At 38.9% G+C, this 24,265-nt stretch carries 25 protein-coding genes and 2 pseudogenes; 7 read left to right on the top strand and 20 right to left on the bottom strand.

Annotated features, from left to right (window positions below; all coding sequences use genetic code 11):
* Positions 1-25: 25 nt before the first annotated feature.
* The 3 genes from OQ477_RS11360 to OQ477_RS11350 form a co-directional block, all read right to left on the bottom strand.
* On the bottom strand, positions 26-1,243 hold the full coding sequence (locus tag OQ477_RS11360) for an MFS transporter (RefSeq protein WP_265972519.1): 1,218 nt from the start codon (positions 1,241-1,243) through the stop codon (positions 26-28).
* A gap of 91 nt (positions 1,244-1,334) precedes the next feature.
* On the bottom strand, positions 1,335-2,285 hold the full coding sequence (locus OQ477_RS11355) for a DMT family transporter (RefSeq protein WP_095271394.1): 951 nt from the start codon (positions 2,283-2,285) through the stop codon (positions 1,335-1,337).
* Positions 2,286-2,388: 103 nt separating this feature from the next.
* Positions 2,389-3,531 (bottom strand): delta-aminolevulinic acid dehydratase, encoded by a 1,143-nt coding sequence (locus OQ477_RS11350; RefSeq protein ID WP_265972518.1) that lies wholly within the window; start codon positions 3,529-3,531, stop codon positions 2,389-2,391.
* 226 nt (positions 3,532-3,757) lie between these two features.
* Here OQ477_RS11350 and OQ477_RS21065 point away from each other — a divergent pair.
* Positions 3,758-3,882, top strand: a pseudogene (locus OQ477_RS21065) (LysR family transcriptional regulator); the annotation flags it as partial.
* A 183-nt stretch (positions 3,883-4,065) separates the two neighbouring features.
* On the opposite strand, the gene OQ477_RS11345 reads toward OQ477_RS21065, so the two are convergent.
* The 5 genes from OQ477_RS11345 to OQ477_RS11325 all read right to left on the bottom strand — a co-directional run bounded on the left by OQ477_RS11345 (position 4,066) and on the right by OQ477_RS11325 (position 7,189).
* Positions 4,066-4,434, bottom strand: coding sequence for a DUF1304 domain-containing protein (locus OQ477_RS11345; protein WP_265972517.1), 369 nt, complete (start codon positions 4,432-4,434; stop codon positions 4,066-4,068).
* Between the two features lie 30 nt (positions 4,435-4,464).
* The gene (locus tag OQ477_RS11340) at positions 4,465-5,103 is read right to left on the bottom strand and encodes a nitroreductase family protein (protein WP_004393039.1); all 639 of its coding nucleotides are present in this window, start codon (positions 5,101-5,103) and stop codon (positions 4,465-4,467) included.
* Positions 5,104-5,116: 13 nt separating this feature from the next.
* Positions 5,117-5,551 carry a MarR family winged helix-turn-helix transcriptional regulator gene (locus OQ477_RS11335; protein WP_007409877.1) on the bottom strand — a complete coding sequence of 145 codons (435 nt, stop codon included), beginning with the start codon at positions 5,549-5,551 and terminating at the stop codon, positions 5,117-5,119.
* Positions 5,552-5,689: 138 nt separating this feature from the next.
* The gene (locus OQ477_RS11330; RefSeq protein WP_265972516.1) at positions 5,690-6,568 is read right to left on the bottom strand and encodes a YitT family protein; all 879 of its coding nucleotides are present in this window, start codon (positions 6,566-6,568) and stop codon (positions 5,690-5,692) included.
* A gap of 168 nt (positions 6,569-6,736) precedes the next feature.
* Entirely contained in the window at positions 6,737-7,189 is a 453-nt protein-coding gene (locus OQ477_RS11325; RefSeq protein WP_007615031.1) for a MarR family winged helix-turn-helix transcriptional regulator, read from the bottom strand.
* A gap of 120 nt (positions 7,190-7,309) precedes the next feature.
* Between OQ477_RS11325 and OQ477_RS11320 the strand changes: the two genes are divergently transcribed.
* Both OQ477_RS11320 and OQ477_RS11315 read left to right on the top strand, forming a co-directional pair.
* Complete coding sequence (locus OQ477_RS11320) at positions 7,310-7,741, top strand: GNAT family N-acetyltransferase (protein ID WP_032875371.1); 432 nt, start codon at positions 7,310-7,312, stop codon at positions 7,739-7,741.
* A gap of 356 nt (positions 7,742-8,097) precedes the next feature.
* Positions 8,098-8,964, top strand: coding sequence for a DUF1259 domain-containing protein (locus OQ477_RS11315; protein ID WP_265972515.1), 867 nt, complete (start codon positions 8,098-8,100; stop codon positions 8,962-8,964).
* A 181-nt stretch (positions 8,965-9,145) separates the two neighbouring features.
* On the opposite strand, the gene OQ477_RS11310 is transcribed toward OQ477_RS11315, so the two are convergent.
* The gene (locus tag OQ477_RS11310; protein WP_007615035.1) at positions 9,146-9,547 is read right to left on the bottom strand and encodes a carboxymuconolactone decarboxylase family protein; all 402 of its coding nucleotides are present in this window, start codon (positions 9,545-9,547) and stop codon (positions 9,146-9,148) included.
* A gap of 104 nt (positions 9,548-9,651) precedes the next feature.
* Positions 9,652-10,560, bottom strand: a complete 909-nt coding sequence (locus OQ477_RS11305; RefSeq protein WP_265972514.1) for a LysR family transcriptional regulator — start codon at positions 10,558-10,560, stop codon at positions 9,652-9,654.
* A gap of 118 nt (positions 10,561-10,678) precedes the next feature.
* On the opposite strand from OQ477_RS11305, the gene OQ477_RS11300 reads away from it, so the two are divergent.
* A complete protein-coding gene (locus OQ477_RS11300; RefSeq protein WP_101670647.1) occupies positions 10,679-11,464 on the top strand; it encodes a 3-hydroxybutyrate dehydrogenase in 786 nt (261 codons plus the stop codon).
* Positions 11,465-11,692: 228 nt separating this feature from the next.
* On the opposite strand, the gene OQ477_RS11295 is transcribed toward OQ477_RS11300, so the two are convergent.
* From OQ477_RS11295 to OQ477_RS11280, 4 genes are all read right to left on the bottom strand, one after another.
* Positions 11,693-12,340 (bottom strand): HAD family hydrolase, encoded by a 648-nt coding sequence (locus tag OQ477_RS11295; protein ID WP_265972513.1) that lies wholly within the window; start codon positions 12,338-12,340, stop codon positions 11,693-11,695.
* Positions 12,341-12,342: 2 nt separating this feature from the next.
* Positions 12,343-12,771 (bottom strand): NUDIX domain-containing protein, encoded by a 429-nt coding sequence (locus tag OQ477_RS11290; RefSeq protein ID WP_265972512.1) that lies wholly within the window; start codon positions 12,769-12,771, stop codon positions 12,343-12,345.
* A gap of 14 nt (positions 12,772-12,785) precedes the next feature.
* Positions 12,786-14,234 carry an NAD(P)/FAD-dependent oxidoreductase gene (locus OQ477_RS11285; protein WP_265972511.1) on the bottom strand — a complete coding sequence of 483 codons (1,449 nt, stop codon included), beginning with the start codon at positions 14,232-14,234 and terminating at the stop codon, positions 12,786-12,788.
* Positions 14,235-14,519: 285 nt separating this feature from the next.
* Positions 14,520-15,968: a PLP-dependent aminotransferase family protein gene (locus OQ477_RS11280; RefSeq protein ID WP_265972510.1), complete on the bottom strand. Its 1,449-nt coding sequence runs from the start codon at positions 15,966-15,968 to the stop codon at positions 14,520-14,522.
* 128 nt (positions 15,969-16,096) lie between these two features.
* Here OQ477_RS11280 and OQ477_RS11275 point away from each other — a divergent pair, with 128 nt between their 5' ends.
* The 3 genes and pseudogenes from OQ477_RS11275 (at position 16,097) to OQ477_RS11265 (ending at position 18,925) form a co-directional block, all read left to right on the top strand.
* On the top strand, positions 16,097-17,008 hold the full coding sequence (locus OQ477_RS11275; RefSeq protein WP_140957738.1) for a DMT family transporter: 912 nt from the start codon (positions 16,097-16,099) through the stop codon (positions 17,006-17,008).
* A gap of 149 nt (positions 17,009-17,157) precedes the next feature.
* Positions 17,158-17,337, top strand: a pseudogene (locus OQ477_RS11270) (DUF255 domain-containing protein); the annotation flags it as partial.
* Positions 17,338-17,413: 76 nt separating this feature from the next.
* Positions 17,414-18,925 carry a recombinase family protein gene (locus OQ477_RS11265; RefSeq protein ID WP_265972508.1) on the top strand — a complete coding sequence of 504 codons (1,512 nt, stop codon included), beginning with the start codon at positions 17,414-17,416 and terminating at the stop codon, positions 18,923-18,925.
* 32 nt (positions 18,926-18,957) lie between these two features.
* Here OQ477_RS11265 and OQ477_RS11260 read toward each other — a convergent pair whose 3' ends face one another.
* From OQ477_RS11260 to OQ477_RS11235, 6 genes are all read right to left on the bottom strand, one after another.
* A complete protein-coding gene (locus OQ477_RS11260) occupies positions 18,958-19,326 on the bottom strand; it encodes a hypothetical protein (RefSeq protein WP_144486887.1) in 369 nt (122 codons plus the stop codon).
* Positions 19,327-19,555: 229 nt separating this feature from the next.
* Positions 19,556-19,936, bottom strand: a complete 381-nt coding sequence (locus OQ477_RS11255) for a DUF4467 domain-containing protein (RefSeq protein WP_160216296.1) — start codon at positions 19,934-19,936, stop codon at positions 19,556-19,558.
* Between the two features lie 62 nt (positions 19,937-19,998).
* Positions 19,999-20,505 (bottom strand): hypothetical protein, encoded by a 507-nt coding sequence (locus tag OQ477_RS11250; RefSeq protein ID WP_160216259.1) that lies wholly within the window; start codon positions 20,503-20,505, stop codon positions 19,999-20,001.
* Between the two features lie 14 nt (positions 20,506-20,519).
* Positions 20,520-21,509 carry a bifunctional lytic transglycosylase/C40 family peptidase gene (locus tag OQ477_RS11245; RefSeq protein ID WP_144482757.1) on the bottom strand — a complete coding sequence of 330 codons (990 nt, stop codon included), beginning with the start codon at positions 21,507-21,509 and terminating at the stop codon, positions 20,520-20,522.
* A complete protein-coding gene (locus OQ477_RS11240) occupies positions 21,506-23,929 on the bottom strand; it encodes a CD3337/EF1877 family mobilome membrane protein (RefSeq protein ID WP_265972505.1) in 2,424 nt (807 codons plus the stop codon). Before OQ477_RS11240 ends, OQ477_RS11245 begins: the two co-directional genes overlap by 4 nt.
* A 3-nt stretch (positions 23,930-23,932) precedes the next feature.
* A complete protein-coding gene (locus tag OQ477_RS11235; protein WP_031600315.1) occupies positions 23,933-24,259 on the bottom strand; it encodes a YddF family protein in 327 nt (108 codons plus the stop codon).
* Positions 24,260-24,265 lie beyond the last annotated feature (6 nt).

Raw genomic sequence — 24,265 nt, 5'->3', positions numbered from 1 at the left:
AACGTACGTTCCTAATTATACTACACTACATGCGGCTTTGTACCATCTTCTTCATTCGCAGCTGAGAAAATCCGATAAAAGCCGAAATTAATAAGAGGAGGCCTGCGCCAATATAAATAAACCGCACGCCGAATACATCCGAGATAACCCCCGTTCCGATAATGGAAAACATAAAAATGAACTGAACTAAAGCTGATCTCGCCGCTAATATATTGACCCGTGTCTTTTCGGTCGTGATGTTTTGAAGTAATGTTTCCTGCGTGAGATCTCGTAATACACAAGCCGGCCCCATACACAGCACCAGAAAAAGGGCCGCAACGGCGCTTGTGATCAACCCATAAATAAACGTGAACATTCCATATGCCAAAGCTCCCGTCAGCATAAGCGGAATGAGATGATGCTGAAACTTACCGGATAACTTATAGATGATCAGTCCGCCGATCATCGTCCCCGCATAATAGACTCCGTTGACATACCCCCACCAAGCCTCTCCTTTATGAAGGACGTCATGCACATAAGTTAAGGACACAGACCCGATCCATATCATGCCTGCCCACGATTCGATCACATCCATCACAATGAGAACCCTGAGCTGTTTTTGCTGAAATAAATACACCCAGCCGCTTGCCGCATCTGCAAAAAGGGAACGTTCCCTGACTGCTGCCGGCGCACACATGCGTACTTGAAGAAACAGAATGATGCCCAAAAGCGAAGAAACCAATAACATGACAGTGACGATCATTGTATCGCTCTCTCCCAAGAACGCTATGATGACGCCGCCGAGAGACCACCCCGCAAACTGAACGGTCTGATCCGCCGCAGATAATAAACCGTTCGCTTTCGCCCTTCGATCAGGAGGAATGATTTCCCCAATCAGCGCGCTTTTTATCGGAGCAAACCATCCGTTGCAAAAAGAAATGCCTCCGATCAGACAAAACAGCAGAAAAAAGAATGCAGATGAACCGGTTTGGATGACAAAAAACAAACAGACTAACAGTGTGATCTGTATCAATTGAGAACCGATTAACAAAGAACGAAGCGTGAACCGGCCGGTGACCAGCGGCAAAACGGCGCTGCCCAATACACGACATACAATGCTGACGAACGTCATAAGAGAGGCCATCGCCGTCGAACCGGTTTTTGTAAACAAAAACAAGATGACAGCCATCGTATAAAGTGAGAACCCCAAGTTGATAGCGGTCTGGCTGTATAAAATAGCATAATACGCCCTCTTCATATTCATCCTCTGCAACCTCACTCCCCAAAGCCGAAGCGTGCAGGCATCGGCTTATTTTTTCGTTTACTTTCTCTCCTTAGTGGGAGGCTTTCGTATGTCAGGCTCTCACCTTTAATTTGATCTTCCTGCCTTCCGAAAAAGTAATCATGCTTAGGACAATGAAACAGCCTATCCACTGTATCCATGTTAAGCGCTCGCCCAAGAAAAAAGCGCCAAAGATGATTGTGATGATCGGGCCCATCATTGAAATCAAAGACCCTCTTACTGCCCCAATCCGTTTGATACCTTCCAGCATAAATAAAAAAGGAACGACTGTTGTAAATACAGCAATGATTAAAAAAAGGAAATATACGGGTGGCTGAAACGACCATAGCTCTGTCTGATAGCCAAAACCCTTTCTTGCGATTAAAAAAAGCACCATAGCAATGCTTGCTAAGGACATCCCATATGCATTCATACGGATACTCCCTACTTTGCGAACAAGCTGACCGGATAAGACCAAATAAAGTCCGTAAACCGCGGACGACAGAAGAACGAGAAAAGCGCCAAATATATTAGCACTCAATTCGTGCAGATTCCAGCCGCCAATGGAAAAAAAGATTCCTATGCTGACCACAACGACTGAAATGATGTCTGAAGCGGTGATTTTCTCCATTTTTCCAAAAAAAGAGATAATCATGACAAAAATCGGATAACTCATAACGAGCATCCTTTCTACAATAGCTGAAACATAATGCAGCCCGATAAAGTCCAACAGCGGTGATAGAAAAAAAACGAGCAGACCCGTGATCCCTGCTCTGACTATATCAGCCTTTGCCGGTTTTTCAGATAATTTTGCACGATACATAAGAAAAATGATGCAAAAAAGAGGGGTTGCAATCATTTGTCTGAAAAATAGCGTTGACTCCGGGGTGGCTCCGAATGTGTAAGCCCACTTAATAAAGATCGACTTTGAGGCAAAACACAGCGTACCAACAATCATAAACAACATTCCGGCGAGAAACGGATGGTTTAGTTTTGGCGGAGTATTCACTTCGATTTTGCTCATAGATTTACACCTTTCCTTAGTATGAAAGAAATGAAACACCCAGGCTCATAGCGCAAGGTGCTCATGGTTATTTTTTTATCATACATTTAATTTAATATATTATTTAATTCGATTCTGTAAGCAGTTTTCCTTTTTGTTTTATATACCATAATGCATTTCTATCAATAATTTTAGAAATACTGGAGTCTGAAGCGGAAACGGCATTTTTTAATAGTTCATCAATAATGCTAAATGAAAAATACTTTCCTTTCTCATTTTCAAAGTTTTTTTGTAAATAATAGGTTCCTGAAACAGTGTAACCGCCTATTTTGACTTTCTTGCACTTTGCAAAAAAATCATCAATATTAAAAAGAATGTCTACAACTTTCTCTCTCATAGAAGGATGACTACTTAGTGCTTTTTTTACTTTTTCAGCGGTTAGAAAATCTATGATTTCATATTTATCTTTCAAAAACAAAGATGTAAATGTGATTAAATGGAAATTCTCGATAGGTTTTATAATAACTGTATTTGTCCCTTCGTAAATATCAATAAGCGTATGTAAGTTCATCTCTGTGATGTTTCCGACTAAAATTTTTTGACCCGTGTCCAAGCGTGCTGGTGTATTTTCTAAATACATATAAGCATTTTTGGTTTCTGTATTTTGTGAAAACGAGGTGATTGTGGTGTCTGCACCAACTTTCTCTAATACTCTTTTTGTTACTTCGACCTCACCTTCAATTCTTCCCAAAGTTAAAATAGAGTCAGTTCCTGCTTGACTGAAACTCATAGTAATATTAGAAATTAATTCAATGGTCTGCAGGTAATCTAATTGACCGGAACTGTGTTTAATCCCCCATGTTCCGTCCTCATTTAATCCAATACTGAATGGATCCACTGTGATATGGAGAGTCCCCTTAGGATAACGTGCTCGTATTGTCTTAAACGCATCAACATGGTCCTTTAAGACATCATATATATCCCAGCAGTTATCAGAGGGCTTTCCGACAAGACGGAGAGTTATCGAATAAATCCCATGAGATCTTACCTCTTTTATAAATTCAATTGAATTTTCAACAGAACGATAAGGATAATCATCCATATTTTTCATTTCCCTGGTGGTGTCGCCCTGTAAATAAACATCAACATCAATCGGTTGTGATAATTTATCCGCACTTACCTCAACCTCAAAATCTTGAGTCAATCTTCTCGATGTTCTCCTTTGATCCCATTTACCAAATTCCGAGTGTTCAAATAATTCTATCATGGTTAAAGCACCCTCTCTACGTATTTGATAAAACAAATTATAGAATTATTCGAAAAAATAATAACCGATGAATGGTATGAATTTTATTAGTGCAAGTCCTTTTTGGGTATAAGGTATTCCCTAAGAGCATTTAGTCAGTGGCATTATTGTTTTCAGGCAAATCAGCAAATACTCATGCTGCTTAAAGAGCTTCCGGGCTTCAATGAAATAAAGAAATCAGCGTCATAGCAAAATACGCATCAGCTGGCCAAAATGCCAGCGCGTGATGGGCATCGCCTGGATAAAAGGGGCAGATTTTTATCTCCTGCTGCTGAAACGTTCAAACAGCATGTGATTGAACATTTCGGCTGAACAATGCCGTCTTGACGAAAAAAAGCCGATGCGTGCAAGCATCGGCTTTCAAACTAAACTAAACATCATTAAATATCAAACGACTAAGAACAAGGGATACAAAAGCCGCGGCGGCCGAAACTGTTTTTCAAAACAGAATAAAAAAAGAGGGCTCCCATTCCGGAAGCCCTCACTCCGTTCTGCCTACGCCAATAAAAGAAAAATAAGCGCTAAAACAGCCGGAAGTCCTTGTTTTACGATAATTGATTTGTTTGAAGTAAAGCCTCCGAAAATGGCCGCGATGACCACGCAGATGACGAAAAACATTTGAATCATATGGCCAATCGGATCAGCTCCGAGGATCAGCCCCCAAATGAGGCCGGCAGCCAGAAATCCATTATACAGACCCTGGTTTGCAAACATGACCGCTACATTCCGATCACCTTCTAAATGCTTCGGCAATTTGAAGGACCGCTTGGCTGCCTTCGAATTAATAAAAAACATTTCAAGTATCATGATAACTATATGTTCTAAAGCTACAATTCCGACGAAAACAGCTGCTATCATGTCCACTGTCCCTCTCCTCTCAGCTTCACTTCAAATTTATTTCCATTGTGCGATTGTTTCGATAGGAAGACGGTAGGACGCATATCCTTCGTCTGCCGCTTTTCCGATTGATAACAGCATGACCGGTACATAACGCTCTTTATCCATTCCGAAAACCTCGGCAATCTTTTCTTTATCGTAGCCGCCGATCGGGTTTGTGTCATAGCCGTGCGCGCGTGCCGTAAGCATCAGCTGCATGGAAACGAGTCCTCCGTCAATCAGAATCGTTTCACGGTTCACTTGCTCCGGAAGTTTTTCAAAATGCGCCGTCAACGCAGCGATTTGTCTGTCTTTTACTTCCTGCGGCATGTAGCCCAGTTCGACCGCTTTTGAATAAATTTCTTCTAAATAGTCATCACTGTTCATATCTGCGAAAACCGCGATCACCGCAGATGATGTGCTGACTTGTGTTTGGTTAAAGCTGGCAAGCGGCGCGAGTTTTTCTTTTCCTTCAGGGCTGTCAATGACGAGAAAACGCCACGGCTGCGCGTTGACTGAAGACGGCGCTGTCGTTGCTTCTTCCAGGATTTGAGTCATTTCTTCTTTGCTGATTTTAACAGCCGGATCGTAATTCCGAATGGAACGGCGGCCTTTCATAATGTCCATAAAGTCGTTTGTTTTCAGTTCTGTTTTCATGTGTAAAACACTCCTATGCTTTCATATTTTCTATATTATTCTGCATCTGTGACAATACGTTTTTTAACATACTGCGTTCTTCTTCGCTGACACCGGCAAGCATTTCCTTTATGAAACGCTCCTTCTCCTTTTTGGAAGCCTCAATTCTCTCCCGCCCCTGTTCAGTAAGCCGGACAAGTATAATTCGGTTGTCCTCGGGCTTCCGCCTTCTTGTGACCATTTCTTTGGCTTCAAGCTGTTTCAAGTGTCTTGTCACGGCTGCGCCATCAATATTCACCTTTTTCTGAAGATCGCTTTGGCTGATCTCATCGACGTAAAAAAGCACGGCGAGAAGCTCAAGGCGGGATTGGCTGATTCCGGTGCACGCTTCAAACTTCGTGCCGATCACTTTATGCAGTGATTGGAGCTGATATAAAATCTCGCCTTCCTCTGAACAACATGCTGTCAAAACCCATCCCCACTTTCTTTTGCGCAATTAATTGACTAGTCAACGTTTGACATATCAATAATATACAGCTGCCATTCTATTTTTGCAAGTTTTTTCTCCTTTTTTAAAAAAAGCTGCCGATTAACGGCAGCTCGCTTCTTAATGATTATGGACTTTTCTGAAATTACTGCCTTTTACTTCTGCGACATCATATACCGTCACAAAGGCTTGTTTATCAATGTCATTAATAATTTCTTTCAGTTTGGTTTCTTCCAAACGGTTGATGACACATGTGATTTCTTGGAATTTTTCATGAGAAAAACCGCCGTATGCTTCTTTATAAGTAGCGCTCCGGCCCAATTCTTCACGAATGGTCTCTACCATTAATGCAGGCTCATTGGTGATAATCTGAAATGTTTTAGAACCGCTTAAGCCTTCCTCAACCACATGAATCACCTTAGATGCAATGTAGTAAGCAATGACGGAAAGCAATCCGCCTTGCAGCCCGAATACAAAAGAAACAAAAATAAACACAAACATGTTTAAAAATAAAATGAGGTCGCTCGTGCCAAACGGCAATTTCCGTGACAGAAGCACAGCCAGCATATCAATTCCATCTAATGCGCCGCCGTTGCGCAATGCCAATCCCATTCCAAAGCCGAGAATAATCCCGCCGACAACGGTGATTAACAGGGTGTCTCCCTCGATGATAGCCGGTGTGTGGTGGAAAAAACTCGTGCCCGCGGCAAGTGAGACAATACCGATAATGGATAGAAACGCAAAACCTTTCCCGATTTGCTTATATCCCAACCAGACAAACGGTATATTGATCACCGCAATTAAGATCCCAAGAGGCAAATGAAACAGCTGTGAACCGACAATGCTGAGTCCGGTTACACCGCCGTCAGATACACTATTCGGAATCAATACGGTTTCCAGTCCATACGCGGCAATAATTCCGCCGATGATGACCATGATGGCCCGTACGATTGATTTCACTCTGAATTTCTTACGTCTTTGTTTTTCGATTGTACTCATATCATTCCCCGCTTCAATTATTTTTCCTTATTTAAATATACCATAATTGATACTTTTCGTTAAAAATAAGCCTATCGGCTATGTTGAAGCAGGAACCGAGGACGGAGATTTCACAGATAACGTATCCATTTATGACTTTAATCATTCACCAAAAGGAATTAATAACCATCAATAATCTCTTTTATTCCCCTTCTTCACATATTCCCAATCATGTTCTATATTTTTTCTCACCCGCTGAAGAAGGCTGAAAATGGTTTCTTTTTCTTCAGATGTAAAGCCGGACAGGGCTACCTCCGCAGAATGCTCTCCTTCTCTTTGCAATAATGGATAAACCTTTCTCCCTTTTTCAGTCGGAAACAGTTTTTTTATTTTTTTATTTTGATCATCAGGACGCTTTTCAATAAACCCCTGTATTTCCAGTTTTTTGATTGCTCTCGCCGCTGTTGTTCGGTCAACTTTAATCATTTCCGCCACTTTTTCCTGTATCACTCCCGGGTTTTCACATATACGCACAAGGTAGAGATACTGCCCTTTTGTTAAGTCTAATTCCTTAAATTCAATATTGCTGATGGAATCCAGTGCCCGTGCGATCATGCCGATTTCCCGCAAAATATCAGTCATATCTTTTCAAACCCTTCGTATTTTTGTTGCATTTGCAATATAATTGTTTTATCGTTACTTCTATAAGACCACAAGCAAGCCGTGCAGTCCAGACTAATATGTGAAAAGGATTGATTGATCATGAGGATAAAAAGAATAACAACGGAAATTGATTTGCAAGCAGCGCTTGAGATTAGAAAAGCAGTATTCATTGAGGAACAGCAAGTACCTGAATCCGATGAATTTGATCAGTTCGATACGCTTGGGGAACAGTGCGGGCATGTCTTGGTTTATCATGAAAGTCAGCCTGCCGGCACAGGACGCGTCCGCATTGTAAACCATACAGGCAAGCTCGAACGAATCTGCATCCTGAAGCCTTACCGCAAATACGGGTTGGGCAAAGTAATCATAAGCGAATTAGAAAACATGGTAAAAGAAAAAGGCATCACCCAATGTAAACTGCATGGACAAACACATGCGGAAGGCTTTTATCACAAACTGGGCTATCAGACAGATTCACCGGAATTTATGGAAGACGGCATCCCGCATGTCTTGATGACAAAAGAGCTGTGAGCTGTCACTAATGAGCTGCCAAACGGCTGTATGAATTATTTACCGAAAGCCTTGTATAAAGGCTTTTTTTCATATTCTGAAACTCACAACTAAAAGGTATGTGTGCGCAGCCGGTGCTTGTCACAAATGGCCGCCACAAAAAAATCAAAGCTGGAATAAAACCACCAATTTATAATGTTTTCATTTCTTAAATAGTCCGATCAAAAGCTTTTAATCTATTAAAAATTAACAGTTAAAGAGATTGTGGAAAAAGCTGATTCTCTCTGATATGGACTCCTGACGCGTTACATTCTTTCTATCTTCACATATCTTTAATACTAAGTACGTTATAAATAGATTCCAGGAGGAGATATGAAGTGGAAGAAACGAGTATGGAGCCATCACGGCTCTGCAAAGAATTTGCTAGAATTCTCAATTCAACGCCCAGTGTCGTAAATGGCGTATGTACGGCGACAAGATTTCGAAGCAACATTCATCCGGTGGTACTCGGGAGGAGAGCCGAGGCATTTCCTTTTATTCCTCAGGCCTTTTCATTTGAAAGCATGGATCGGGAAGGCAGAGCTTTATGTTTAGGTGAGACTGTTTTACTGCAAGAAGAAGTGAACCCGTTAATGAGTGAGCTGCGCAAATTCGGTATCATCGTAACGGCCGTTCATAACCATTGGCTGTTTGATAAACCGCGTCTGATGTTTATGCATTTTGAATCAATTGATAAACCTCTCAATTTTGCAAGAAAAGTGAGAGAGGCTCTGAGAGTTCTAACTACTAAAACTGTGCGTGCGGTACCAAAAACTGACGGGGAAATGATTGAACGGCATGGTCTTTGTGACGAATTCAACGATATTCTAGGCGGAACCATGCATACGTTTGAAAATGGAATTTGTACAGTAATGAGATCACGAACAAATATAAAACCGATTGTACTGGGACGGCCCGGAAGATCATTTTTGCTCATTCCGCAAATGTTTTCATTTGAATCAATGACAAAAGACGGCCGTGCTCTTTGCAGCGGAGAAACTGTAATTCTGCAAAAAGAAATCAATCCATTTATCAGCGTCCTTCGGAAACATGATCTGATTGTAACATCACTTCACAATCACTGGCTGTTTGACAAACCGAGACTGATGTATATTCATTTCGAAGCGATTGATAAACCTGTCAACTTCGCCTTAAAAGTGAGAGATGCTTTAAAAGTGCTTACTGATAAAGAGGTCAAAGCTTAGCATGTTTTGAAGTATCAAAAAGCGATTAATATAATCGCTTTTACATATGATCAACCGAAAAACAAAAAAGAGGTCAGACATTTTAATGTTAAAAAACAGCCTTATAGGCTGTCGTTTTGCGTATATTCTATTGATGAGTTTATACTACTTCACCCCGCATTCCATACAAGCTCTTTATTTCTCAATGGCTTTCTACATGTCGTTGTGCAAACACCTTCTTAGCCACTGAAAGAGCATTAAGTACACGCGGGAAGCCTGTATAAGGAACCAATTGGGTGATACTCTCTACAATCTCAGTCGGTGTTAATCCGGATGTAAGCCCTGTATTGATATGAAGTTCAAGCTGCGGCTCGGTTCCTTGCGTTACAAGGGATGAAATGGTAACAAGCGCACGTTGTTGATTGGTTAATCCCGGCCGTGAATATATATCTCCGTAAGCAAATTCTATAATGTACTTACTTACATCTGGAGCGATATCTTTCAAGTCTTCAGAAATCTTTAAATGCGTAGAGATTTTATCATCGCTTGTTAAAGTGTACTCCATTAATTTGTCTAAACCTTGCTGGTAACGGCTCTGATCCATTTGAATTTCCTCCTGAAAGGTACTTATTTTCTGACATAAGATAATATATCGCAGCCCTCTCTAACCGTAAAATACATAAAAACTATAAAAACCATTCATTTTTTTCATGAGTGATCTTGGTTCACGTAATTACTCTTACAAAAAGATGAAATATACCGGATAAATTCGCGTACTGCGTGTGAAACGTATTTTCCTTTTTTTAAAATAATCGCCACTTTCCAAGGAATTGATGGATTAACAATGGAGATTGCCTTAACTAAACTTCGATCAGTCTTTTTTACTATAGATTGAGGGAAAATGGAAATACCTAGTTCTTCTCCAATCATTTCGCTGATAAAATCCCATTGAGAACTTTCATAAACAATATTTGGACGAAAACCGGCTCTAATACACTCTTGAATAATCCGATCGTGAAGAGAAAAGTCTTCACTAAACAGGATGAAAGGTTCATTTTTCAAGTCTTGCATTTCCACAATCTCTTTATGAACAAGCGGGTGAGCGGAATGAACGAAGAGCATCAGTTCTTCATTAAGCAATGGAATGATATCAAACTGCTCTTTGTCCACTGGTTCAATAACCACGCCAAGATCCAGTACTCCATCTTCAACCTCCTGTTTCACCTTGTTTCCCCCATGTTCTATCAGCTTGATGTTCACATCAGGATACAATTGTTTAAATCCTTTAATGATTTTAGGAAAAAACAAGACACCGATAAGCGGCGGTATTCCAATTTTCACTTTTCCTTTTTTTAAATGTAAAAGATCGTATAAGTTCGTCGACAAGTCATCTATTGACTTCATAATCATTTGGCCTTGTTCAAATACAATTTCGCCTGCATCTGTCAATGCGATCTGTCTAGCGGATCGATCAATGAGCTCAACCTTTAATTCCTCTTCCAAACTTTTAACCATCTTACTTAAGGCAGGCTGTGACAAATGCAGATTTTCTGATGCCTTAGTAAAACTGTTGGATTTAGCAACTTCAAGAAAGTAAGTGATTTGGCGTATATCCATCGTATGATCTCCATTCCATAAGTTTAACGAATACATTATATTCTTTTTATTCATTTTACTTATACAATTGCCGGGTGTAAACTTTTAGGAGACCAAAATGTTTCCTGGAGGGGTTACTATGAGTAAATTATTAGAAAGTAAAGTTGCTCTTGTTACAGGCGCGGCTAGCGGAATTGGGTTAGAAATTGCACGTGAATTCGCTAAAGAAGGCGCAAAAGTGGTAATTTCCGATTTGAACGAAAAAGCCGTGCATCATGCAGCTGAGGAACTTAAGGGACAAGGATATGAAGTCCTCTCTGCGGTTTGTGATGTAACAAACGAAGAACAAGTTGAAAAAAGTTTCTCTAAGACACTTGAAACCTTTGGACGATTGGATATTCTGGTAAACAATGCGGGGATTCAGCATGTGTCGGATATAGAAAACTTCCCGACTGATAAATTTGAATTTATGCTGAAATTAATGCTTACTGCTCCTTTTAGTGCGACAAAAAGAGTATTCCCTTTGATGAAAAAACAAAAATTTGGCCGCATCATCAATATGGCTTCCATAAATGGTTTAATTGGTTTTGCAGGGAAAGCAGCTTATTGCAGCGCTAAACACGGTTTGATCGGTTTAACTAAAGTATCAGCATTAGAAGGAGCGGAATACGGAATTACTGTCAACGCCTTGTGTCCGGGATATATCGACACTCCATTGGTGCAAAACCAGTTACAAGATATTGCAGAGACTAGAGGCATTTCTATAGAAAAGGTGTTTGAAGAAGTCATTTACCCCTTGGTTCCTCAAAAACGTTTGTTAACCGTGCAAGAAATCGCTGATTACGCAGTATTCCTCGCCAGTGACAAAGCTAAAGGAGTTACAGGGCAGGCAGTCGTAATGGACGGCGGTTATACAGCCCAATAATCTGAAAAAGCGCTATTCTTCATCTGTAGATATAAGAATTTCTGTGAATGATTTACTCTTCATAAACCAAGCCGATGTTCTTCTAGGAAAGACATAGCCATACAGATTGAAGTTTGAATAAAAACAAGGAGGGCAAAGATTAACCTTTTTTTAACATTTTGCATCTTAACTTAAGAAAAGCCGCTTTGTTGGCGGCTTTTTTATCCTGAATCCTAAAATGTGAGAATGTTAAAAAGCAGCGGAATAGTTGTTGTCTTGCAGAATGCGAAGAAGTTGTTGGGGTTCTTTTACAAAGTATGTCGGTGAAGCTGCAGATAAGTGTGTAAGATTCCCCTCTCCCCATAATGTGCCCGCACTTTTCATCTCAGCAGCATGAGCTGCCTCAATATCTGTCATTTGATCTCCAATATATAAACAATCGCTTACATCTGCATTTAAGTGATTTATCGCTGTTAGTAATGGCTTAGGACTCGGTTTGTACTCATCACAATCTTCAGCCGTGAGAACGACTTTAAAAAACCCATCTAATTTATTATTGATTAACTCGCCATAAGCAAATTTTTTCAATTGTGAGGTCACAATCCCCAAACCATATCCTCTTTCACTTAAACTTTCCAGCAAAGAGATAACACCCGGATACGGTCTGATTTGATGGATTTTATTTTCGAAATACTGCAATATCGAGGAACGTATTTGCTCTGCCTCGTTTGGAAATCTTCTCAAAAAAACCGCAATAGGCTTACCGACAAGAGACTCTCTCTCTTCATTCGTTAATTTTCTCTTTAATACTGTTTCAATTCCATGATTATAAGCCTCTTTTGCCAACCATTCACTATTTACCAAGGTTCCATCTAAATCGAATAAAATTGTATGCATTTTTATTTTCTCTGACTTTCAAATTTATTAAGATAACTCTCTAAAGCATTTTTAGTAGTTAACGTTAAGGGAGCAGGTAAATTTTGAAGAGAAAACCAGCCAACATCAATTATTGCATTTAACTCGCAGTTTCTTACAGTCCCAGTTTGAATACTGCATTGATACGTCGGACATACCCAATGAGTCTCCTCATCATGTAAAATATGGTTTGTGACACAAAGTAAAGAATCAACCTGAATAGTGACCCCTACTTCCTCTTTAATTTCACGGATAACTGTATCTTCTGCCTTTTCCATCCACTCAACTTTACCGCCGGGTATACTCCAATGATTAGCTTCAGGGTCCTTCTTTCGTAAAACTAATAGTAATTCCTGTTCCTCATTCAGAATAAATGCTCCGACTCCCACTCTTGGGTGCTCTGTTTTTTCCACTGTTAGTCCTCCTTTTAGACAGTAGATGTCAGCTCCTTATCGCAAGGTTTTTTACCATTAAGAATATCTCTTGCAATAACGATTCCAGTAGTCGCTGCTTGAATAATTCCGCGTGCCCATCCAATGGCATCTCCGGCAACATAGAATCCAGGTACATTGGTACGAAGACCCTCTTCTGCTTGAACACGATCCCAGCATAGTTCCCATACCGGAGCGTGCAGTAAGGTATCACCATTAATTAGGTCTTCAGATAATAAAGACAAATGATTTAAAAATTCCTCCACTGCTTCTGTTACATATTGAGGAAGAACCCAATGCAGATTTGTTGGCGTTGCATCCGGCAGAGTAGATTTAATGCTATTCTGCTTCAATTTTTCTTCAATTGTTGGTATTCTGGCAACGAAATCTTCATAACGCTGGACAATCGTTCCCCCATGACCGGAGGCTTGATTAACTGCTTGTATGATACCCAGCTGCATAGCGATAGGATCAATATGATCAGGAAATTTTCTTCGAATCAATACACCAAAATTTGCGTTTGGAGATTTTTTGTCTCTATATGAAAAGCCGCTAATGGTCGCAATCTTCTCGTTTGGAAGATAAGTATCATAATAACAGTTTACCAAAAATCCTCCATTACACATACAAAAGGTTCTTGCTTCTACATCTTCACTTATTTTTTGTTTAATTTTAGCATCCAGGTGCGTTTCTGATAATGCGATAATACCTTCCCTCTTTGTCTCCACTCTTATACCCAGCTCAATTTCATTAAATCCGTAATTAACACCAAGCTTATTCATCACATTCCTTAAAAAGGTCCCTGAGTCCTTCCCGGTAGCCATAATTACCTTGTCTGAAGAGATATGAAATGTCCCTTTTCTCTTATTTTCTAAAGTTAAAGTAAATATATTATGGAATTTCTCAATATTAACCATCTTGTGGTTTGTTAAAAGATGTAGACCCATGGTCAGCAGCTGCTCTTCCAGTTGAATACAATATTCGATAATACCTTCTGTTCCAATATGATAGACATCATAGCCTTTCCAATTTAAATTTTGAGTTGCAGCATTTTTTTGCATTCCAGAGCTTTGGATTTTATCGGCCTTTGTCTCTTTGATGTTTTGTGCACTCATCCCTGACAGAAAAGATTCTAATACATAATTGTTGATTTCAATTACTTTCTCTTCACTGCCTAATAGCTCAACCAGGCCGCTTCCAGCAGGATAAGAAGATAATTTACCGTCTGAATACATTCCCGCTCCCCCGACTCCCTCTACTACATGACACGTAGGACATTTCGTGCAGTTACCTTTTTGAATGAGAGGACAATGTCTTTTTTTGATAGAAGGTCCGCTATCAATCAAAACAACTTTTTGATTTGAATTCTCCAGAATTTCTTTCGCCAAAAACAAACCAGCCGGTCCTGCACCTATAATAGCCACATCAAAATGTTCGTTGCACATGAAAATTCCTCCCGATTGTATGTTTAGAATTTACAAACCATATAATACCAAAAACGATTATTAAATTCTATATTTTTACATAAGAGGATTATATTCGACTTAAAATCGACATATTTTCTTCTTTTTGGAGAATAAAGATGCCTTATTTACAAGCACTTAAGTCAGGATTTAAACGAACTGAATTACTTTATATGTAAATTACTAAGTGATGCCGCTAAGTTTTATACCGCGTTCCGGCTGCTTTTAAATTTGAATCATTTTATTAAGATAGTAATCATTATATATTTATCTGCTTGCCAATTCCTTAATCATCAAACCCAATTCATAAATTCCCTTTTGAAGGTCTTCAAGAGATGCATAAGCATATGATAAGCGAATATAGTTCCCTTTTTCTTGAGCATAGATACTGCCGAGATTGAGAAGTATCCCTTTTGTCAAAGCTTTTGTATAAAGTAATTTCATAGATAGTGAAGGCAATATTTTTACCCAGACAAAGAATCCTCCCTTCGGCATATTCCATGTAGCGACATTCTTCAAATTGGTTTCTAAGAGACTCATGACCAATTGTCTTCTCACCTTTAATTGACTTCTCACCTGTTCTAGATGCTGCTGGTATTCACCGGATGTAAACCACTCTGCCGCTACTCTCTGGGATAACGAACTGGAGCCGTAATCTGTTTGCATTTTTATGTCGGATAAACGTTCAATCACTGGTTCCGGCCCGACGATCCATCCAATCCTCAAACCCGGACTTAATGTTTTCGATAAACTGCCTATGTAAAGCACATGCCCATTTTTATCTATTGTTTTAATAGGATCTGGAGGAATTTCATCTATCCATAACTCACGATAAATATCATCTTCAATAATGGGAAGCTGTGCATTCTCACTTGCCGCAAGGATTTCTTCTCGTCTCTTTTTTGACATTAAAATACCTGTCGGGTTATGAAAACAAGGATTTGTATATAAGATAGCTCTCTCCCGTTCCCCCCTTGCCATGTGGATATGTTCCGGCAAAAGTCCATCATTATCCATAGGAACTCCAGTCAGCTTCATACCGGCTGATTGAAATACGTGTAATGAATAAAGATAGGACGGCTGGTCAAGATAAACGGTCGATCCCCTTTGCAAAAGCCCCATTGATATCAGCTGCAAGGCTTGCAGTGCGCCCGAAACAATAAGAATGGAAGAAGATGAAGCTTGAATACCGATTGTTCTTAAATAGCCGCTTAATGCCTCTCTCAAAGGCAAATATCCTTTTGGTTCCTCATACCCGAATGCCTCTATGTTTTGAGATACCTTTCCCATCATCTCTTTCATAGCAGCTAAAGGAAAAATCTCATGTGAAAGTTCTCCTTTACTGAGCTGTATAAGATCGGAATTTGATTCTGATTTATTGATCTCTTGAACGATTTTTTGGCTTGGCTGCTGGATTCCGGAGGTTACATACTGATCCCAATCAGGGGCGGAATTCTTAGCCAAAAGTGTCCATGTATTGTTCGTAACAACTGTCCCTTTGCCCATTCTGCCTTCGATTAATCCATCCGCCATCAGTTCCTCTAAAGCTGTAATGACTGTGCTCCTGTTCACCTCAAAGTGTTTGGCAAGCGTGCGCTGGCTTGGAATCTTACTTCCAATCGGCCATTCTCCATTTCCTATTTTCTCTTTTATAAATTGAATGATTTGTATGTACTTAGGAAGCTTTCTCATCTTTTTTTCTTCTGGAGCGCTCATAAAAAGTATCCTCCTTAAAGTTGTTGGGTCAAAATCTATTTAACTGGTTGAAGTCATATCATCAAATCTTTATTAATATAGAAACACATTAAATAACTGGTTGGTTTTTGTAAAGAGGAGTGAGAAAGATGCGAAAGAAAACAGTTCGAATCGGCATATCTTACAGTCTGATGATTGGATTGTGGGCATCAGCTTTCCCGGGAATTCGCGCGGGTTTGGAGAGTTACACGCCGGAACACCTCGCTTTGTTTCGCTTGTTGATTGGGTCAATGGCACTGCTGGTTTTTGCTGTTTTGACTCATATGCGTTTACCTGACATGAAGGATATCCCTGCTATTTTATCTTTAGGATTTTTAGGTTTTGCACTATATCACATTTTGCTGAATATCGGAGAAAAAACAGTCAGCGCAGGGGTAGCAAGCTTACTCGTGACCATGACACCTATTTTTTCTGCAATGTTATCTCGTCTTTTTTTTGGTGAACATTTTGGGCTTTATAAATGGATTGGCTCTATCATAAGTTTATTGGGTGTGTCGATCATTTCATTTGGGGCAGGAAACTATACAAATTCAGTGAACGGCATTTTGTTAATCCTGCTGGCAGCTTTTTCGGAGAGTATTTATTTCGTTTTTCAAGCCCGCTATATAAAAAAATATGGATTTATTCCATTCGTTACATTCACTATTTGGGGCGGGACAGTACCTATGCTTGTATTTCTGCCTGGCTTAGGGGAAGAGTTTTTGAACGCTTCAATGAACTCAACATTGTCTATCGTTTACTTAGGCTTATTACCAACGGTTGTGCCTTACTTTGCACTTGCATACGTCACTTCACTCGTCGGTGCTTCAGAAGCAGCCATTTCACTTTACCTAACTCCCGCTATAACCTTGGTCATTTCTTGGGTGTGGTTAGGTGAGGTACCTACGTTTATTGCACTGACAGGCGGGATGGTCACAGTCGCCGGGGTGTGTTTCACTTATCTAACAGTAAATAAAATGATAAAGATTTTAAATCCTTACTTCTTATCTAAAAAGCAATAAGATAGATGAAGTTTAACCCTGAAAATAGAGTCATAAGCAGTTCTCCTTTTTAATGACTTGGGTTTGGTTCACAAAGTTGAGTGTCTGAATTTTTTTAGAGGATTGTGGTATGTTAAACGTACAAATATGAATAGAAAGCAGGTGATCCAATGCCAAACAATAGTAAACCCAACAGTTTAATCACGGAGAAGTCCCCCTATCTACTCCAACACGCCCACAACCCCGTAAACTGGCACCCTTGGGGAGAAGAAGCCTTCGAAAAAGCGAAACGCGAAAACAAGCCGGTTCTTGTCAGCATCGGCTATTCGACGTGTCATTGGTGCCAAGTTCGTATAGCTACACACCTATAATTATGATAATATAGAATTATATTACATTCAGAAAATCATAAAGGGTGATGAGCTGTTGGAGTTAAAAAACAAAATCAAGCGAGTAGCCATTTATCTAAGAAAGTCACGAAATAAAGAGGGCGAAGAAACAGAAGAAACATTGGCAAAACATCGAAAAAGACTTCTTGATATTGCTCATAAAAACAATTGGCAGTATGAAATATTCCAAGAAGTTGGGAGTTCAATGGATGAAATGCGACCTGAATACCAAAGGATGATTAACAAACTCACTGATGGCATATTTGATGCTGTTTTGTCAGTTAACTTAGCACGGGTTACAAGGGATGATGCAGAGACACCTAAATTCATGAACCTTTTACGCCAAGATGACATACTCTTTGTCACTGATAGTGAAAGAGTATATGACCTTGAAGTACAAGAGGACTGGCAAGCATTAAAATTTACTGGGTTCGTTAACAATTGGGAGTACGAGAATATAAAAGCCCAACTAAGAAAAGGAAAAAAAGACAGTGCAAAAATGGGTCGCTGGTCAAATGGCACACCCAACTACGGATATATTTATAACCGTTTAGAAAGAAAATTGGAAATTGATGAAGAGAAAGCAAAAGCTGTAAAGCTCGCATTTCAAATGACTATTGATGGCATAGGTGCTGATAATATAGCAGTAAAACTAAATAAATTGGGATACAGAACAAACAATGGGAAGTTTTTTCACGGCCAAAGCATTGTCAGAATGATTCGATCGGAGATATATAAAGGATGGATTGTTGCTAATCGGTTGAAAGGAAGAAATAAAACAAACGGAAAAATAAGACCACAAGATCAGTGGATTGTTGTTAAAGATGCTGTTAAACCCTGCATTATAGATGAAGATACGTGGGACAAAGCAAACAAAGCTTTAGATAAACGAAAGTTACTTAACCCTAGAGCCAAAATGAGAAAACACGGATTATCCTCTTTAATTGTATGCGGTTTATGTGGAAGAACTCACTCAGTTACTATACGTAAAGATAGAAATAACATGAGAGTAATTCAATCATGTAGAAAAAGAAACCCACTTGGCGAAAAATGCATTAATGGTGGAATACAATATAATATAATGATGGAATTAATTATAAATAATATAAGAATGAAAAAGGATCAGATACAGTTAGAGCTTGAAAAACTAAAAGACGAAAACGAAGCCATTGATACAACTGAAATTGAGATACAAAGCATTAAACAACAAATTAAAAAAGTCGAAAAAGCATTACAAATGCTCCAACTTCAATTAGAAGAAGACTTAATAAGTCTCAGTGACTTTAAAGAGAGAAAAACTATCCGATCAATTGAATTGGATAATCTTCAAAAAGAATTAACCAAATTAAAGGAAACATCAAAAGAAGATAAGATAAAATACAAAGAATCATTCATCGAATACTTAGATCACTTTCTCAATAATTGGTCAGAATTAGATGAGTCGCAGCTTAATAATGAATTGATGTCTTTTATCAAAAAGATAATATGGTACCACCCTATAGGAAATAATAAAGAACATCGTGAAATCAAAATTGATTGGGCTGAATAAGTCAAGCCCTTAATTAAGGGCTTGCTGATTTACTATTCATTTTCTACTTTTTCTTGCTGATTTACACAGTGATAACATTGTCCTTCCCATAATGCAATACTCATATCGCCCCATGCTATTTTTTCACCACACCACTCATTAGGACACTCTTCCATATATAGATTATTTTCTAACATATCAAGTGCTAATGCTTTTAACTGAGCATCGCTTAATGAATTAAGACCTTTATCCACTGCTTGTTTCGCTGAACCGATTGCAGCAGGATGAATTAAAACATCATCCTCTAATATTTGTTCTAAGTAATCATAAAGACCCCAACTATGTGCATCTTCACCTTTATGATCTGAAGCATCGCTTTTTAAACGCTCAACTAAAGAATCAATCTCTAATTTACTAACCACTTGATTACCTCCTCATTTATTTGGAATACCTCTATTGTACTAAACTATGGAAAAAAGGATAATCATTTACTTATCCGTACTCGTTATAACGGTTAAGGAACAGCAGTGACTGAAATAATGTTATAGTCATCTGACATCTATGCAAATGCGAAAATAAAAAAGGTATTGCGTGCGGGCTTTCTGATGCAAAATGTTAATCAAACTAAAAAAAGAGGAGTAAACACACGGTTTACTCCTCTAACTTTGTCTCTTCACCTTTTGCTTCTTCATAATCTGGTGTTTTCCTTGATAAGCCAAGTCGATCATTTTCTCCATTCCCCGGCATATCAGTCATCTTTTCATATTTATCTCCTATTTTTTCATAATACTTAAATGTTGTTAATTCACGTGAAGAGTTATCCGGCATATAAAATGCAAACTGAATATATTTGCCCCCTTCATAGACTCTAACAATCGCATTCTCTCTTTTAATATTTATCTCTGTGTCATTTCCTTTATGCTCTTTATATTGGCTAATTACATCATCAATCGCATCATCATACTTGCTTCCACCACATGCAGTTAAAACAAACATCATCATCAAACTAAGGAAAATAAAAAGGTTTTTCAAAATAAACATTACCTCCTTTTTCAATATTTAGTATAAACAAACAAATTGATCTTTTCCACTTTTTATCCATTTCCCTTAACCTGCACATTATCGACTAACCAACCATCCTTTTCTTTTTTCATAGTCGTTTGTACAATTAACACTTGATTCGTAGTGACTGAATTTGCAGTTGTGGCGACTTCAACAATGTTTAAAAACAATTCATGAGACTCATCTAACGGCTTTGAATAACTCTCTAGTGATAGTAATTCACTTTGCACGCTGACTGTGTGCTTTTGATCAGAGCGAGAAGGGAATGCATAATCAAACCCTTTTCCAGTTGTGTGCTTCTTAACTGTTTCATATCGTTTATCTATGTCGGAGTAATTAAAAAACGCTTCAAAAAATGCCTTATTTTCCGAAGCGCTACTTGTTGATTCTATATGGTTCAATTCCTTAATTTTTTCGCTCAAAACTTCATTTTTATCTTTTAACTTTTCAATCTTATACGTTAGCTGTCCATTCGTGAAAAATCCAGTTAACATGACTAATAATAAACAAGCTGAAGCCCATGCAATATGTGTTTTCATATTCTCACTCCTAGTTATTTAATGCGTCCAAAAGATACAAGGTGATCTCTCCAGTAACCTGATTTCAAATCAGAATATTCGATTCCACTGTCATTTGAATTAAACATTCTGCCATTGCCTACATAAATGCCGACGTGAGTAATGGCTTTTCCTTCGTATGTGCCGCCAAAGAACACTAAGTCACCCGCAGTCGCTTCTTTTTCACTTATTTTCTTGGTTGCCCCATGTTGTTCTTGTGCTGTTCTAGGAAGAGTGATTCCAGCTTTCGCAAAAGACCACTGAACAAGGCCAGAACAATCAAATCCAGTTTTCGGATTTGAACCTCCCCAGGCATACGGTTGCCCTTCATATTTCAAAGCTTCTTTCATGACCGTTTCATAGAAATCCATAGAGCCATTCACAGGCTTCACATTTTTATCAGAGCCTTTCACATACCTCATGACATGGTCAACATAACTTGGGTCACCGTAGCTTTTCCAGCCCATTTTAAAAGCTTGCAATCGGCTGAAATCAAGTGCCAATTTCTTTGTGTATTTCCCACCATTCTTTTTCACATAGTCTATAAATCCAGAACCAAAGTTGTATGCCTGTAAGGTTAAACGAACATCACCGCCAGCCTGTTTAAAAACCTTCTTAAAATGTTTAATACCGACTTCAATCGAACGTTCTGGGTCAGTTATGGAGTTGGGAGGTAAGCCGATACTTTCGGAGCTTTGCATTATATCTAAAGAACGCCCACCACTTTCTTGCATGGTGAGCGCCATAATAATATTCACTTGATCGAAAACGCCTTCCTGACGGGCGTACTTCTCAAATACAGCCCTAAATCGTTCGACCTCCGGTGCAATGCCAACCGTTTCATATTCGCCATCCCCACCGCCTATAAAATCATCCCCGACTGAATTTTCTCTTGAAATCGTCATAATCACTGCGATACATAAAACAAAAAAGAAGATAAAAGGAGCCGAGAACACCAAAGGAAGAACTACCTTTTTACTTATCATCTTGTTCTTTCATCCCTTCTCAGTCGATCTTCTACTTTTGATGTAGAGCGTCTTGCAATTTCATTTAACGAGACTTGTTCAAATGTATTAACGTTTTGTTCAGTTCGCTTAATGGTTTGTGATGAAGGCTGTTTCTCTCCAGCAGGTGCATCCGTCTGTTTTTTCTCAGCACGAATACCATCTGAATGAACTTTTGCGGGTTCAGATGGTCTGATTATTCGTTCATTATTGGCAATAGGTTGATTTTCTACTTTTGTAGATTGAGGACTTTCAAAACTGAGCTGTGGTTCAGGTTGATTCGTCATGACTTTTTGGTCAGATCGTTTGATGTCTGCTGTTTTCTCTTGTGCTACAGGCTCACTCTTTGAAACAGAATCATCTTTCTGGACTTCAAAATCTTGTTGCTGATCTGTTTCAGGATTCTGATTTTGTCCTTCATAAACATACGCTTTCTGATCAGTACGTTCTGTATCTTTTTCATTCTCTTGTAAGACAGACGCACGATTAGAAGTAGATTCTTCTTCATGTTGTAATGATGCATCGTCAGTTTGTTGCTGGATATTGGTCTGTTTATGAAGCTGTTCCACATATTCTTTTTGATCTGTTCGTGCTGATTCATCCTTTTTATCCTGCAAGATAGGTGCTCGTTTGGATAAATCCTCATTTCCTTCATTCAAAACATCTTTCAGCATAGGAGAGTTTATTCCGTCTTTTCTCAATCTGTCTAAATGGGATTGCTGTTTATTTTCTTTTGCATTTGCAAAGGCTTCTTTTTGTTTTTGTTGTTCTTTCAATAGAGTTTGAGGATTTCGCTTCAAGTTACGGTTGTTATGGCTAGCTATTCCGTTAGCAGTCTCTTTTTGCGGTGTTCTTGAAATAGCATGAGTATTATCATATCCCATAGTAGCCCCACTCGGTGAATTACCACCACCACTTGGAGCACCATTTACGCCATCAGCATTCGAACCGTCTTTTCTTCCCCCAAAATGCTTTGTAAAGTCAGTAAATACGCCGCCTCCGTTACCCCATTCTCTACCTATTTTCTTTGCTTGTTCCCAAGCAGGCTGAACAATGTTTTGTCTCATGTTTTCCATCATATTATTATCAACTGAAACAACTTTTCCAGCAGTCACAAACTTGATAATGGCATCCCTCTTGTGAAAACCAATCCACAAGATTGAAGCAAGGACAGCAACATTTAAAAGATACATTCCAAAACCATTTGGCGGTATTAACTTGTCAACGATAAAACAAGTCACGTACACAAAAAGAACGATAATCCCTAACATTGCTTTTAGTAGGTAAACACTCCCCAAGCGTCCAAGCGTAACAAATCCCGAATAAGCTAATTGAGGAACATACGCTAAGATGAAAGCAAATGGCACAAAGAAAACTATCACTAAAGCGACAACTTGAAGCAAGAAATTAAAGAACGCTAATGCTAAAAATGGTATCCCAATGACAATAGAAGCGACCACAGCGATAAAAGACTCTCCCAGCTGATTAAACACATTTCCAGAAGTCATAGATTCATTTTTATAATCATCAATTTCAGTCTCTTTTATATAATCTTTTTTATCTTTTTCTCCATCCTCTGAAAGCTTATAAGAAAGCAGTTTATCTATACGATTAAGTCCGCCTTTATCTGTATCTTTCTCATTGATTTTCTTTTCGCTTGTTTCATCAAAATTCACAATTAAAAAAGGCTTCATCAAAGCAATGTCAAAGTAAAGATTACGCATAACCGCAACCGTGCCTTCCATTTCTTTTCCTTTTTCAATCGCTGAACTGTCTGCAAAATTGCCTTCATCTTGAACAATGCCAACCAATCCATTTCCCGCAGTTAAAAGCTTTCCTTGCGCTTCTACAGACAAGGCATTCAACGCTTTCATGTAATAACCAGCGTTCGACATCCAAAGCCCACCGATCACCATGACACAAATAAATAGAATACTCCGCCGCATTGCTTCTTTTACGCTACCTCTCACACAGAATAGGTAGACAACATAGGCGCACGTGAAAATAAATAAAGCTTCACCGAAATTCTTTTTCAGTGTTTTATAAACTGTTTTAGAGACGTTTGTAATAGAATTTGCGAACTCGTCAATTGGTTGCAAGTTATACAAAATATCCATTCCCGCATCAACCACACGGACAATGTTTCCCGCAAAAGAAAAAGTGACGTTTGTCAGTCCAACAAACGCCCCCTTAATTAAATCGTCAGATGCTTCATTATTCGCTTGATAACGTGAGATAGGAAATCTTTTCACACTCAATTCCACACCGCCGGCTTTTTCAATTTTTGGCTGCGTGGTGGTATCTCCGTCAGCCGAAAATACCGTTACAGCTGAAGCGATAGTTAAAAACAGCAACACGATAGCCGACACAATTAGAATTCTTTTTTTCTTCATCACAACCACCTCCTAATCTAACCGAGTTAATAAATAAAATTGGTATTTGGCTTTCTCTAAGTCTCTTTGCGTTAGCAGCACGTTTTCGGGATATCGTTCATACAGAGAGAAACAGATTGCTTTTTGATATTTCATATGCCTAAAAGTCTTTCGGTTTTGTTCAATCTTGATGCCTAATAATTTTTGCAGAAACAGTGCCGTTGATTTATGCCCGATAAAACTTTTGTATCGCCCGTCATAATGATTCAGCCATTGTTTCACTTCGTCCAATGTGATTTTTTCAGCTTTATAAAAGCCAGGACTTGTGACAACAAGAGAGTTTAAGAAAGCTATTTCCATGTACGA

It is taken from the genome of Bacillus sp. ChL18, assembly GCF_026241425.1.
GTDB classification, from domain to species: domain Bacteria; phylum Bacillota; class Bacilli; order Bacillales; family Bacillaceae; genus Bacillus; species Bacillus velezensis.
This window is presented reverse-complemented; position numbering and strand designations above follow the sequence as displayed.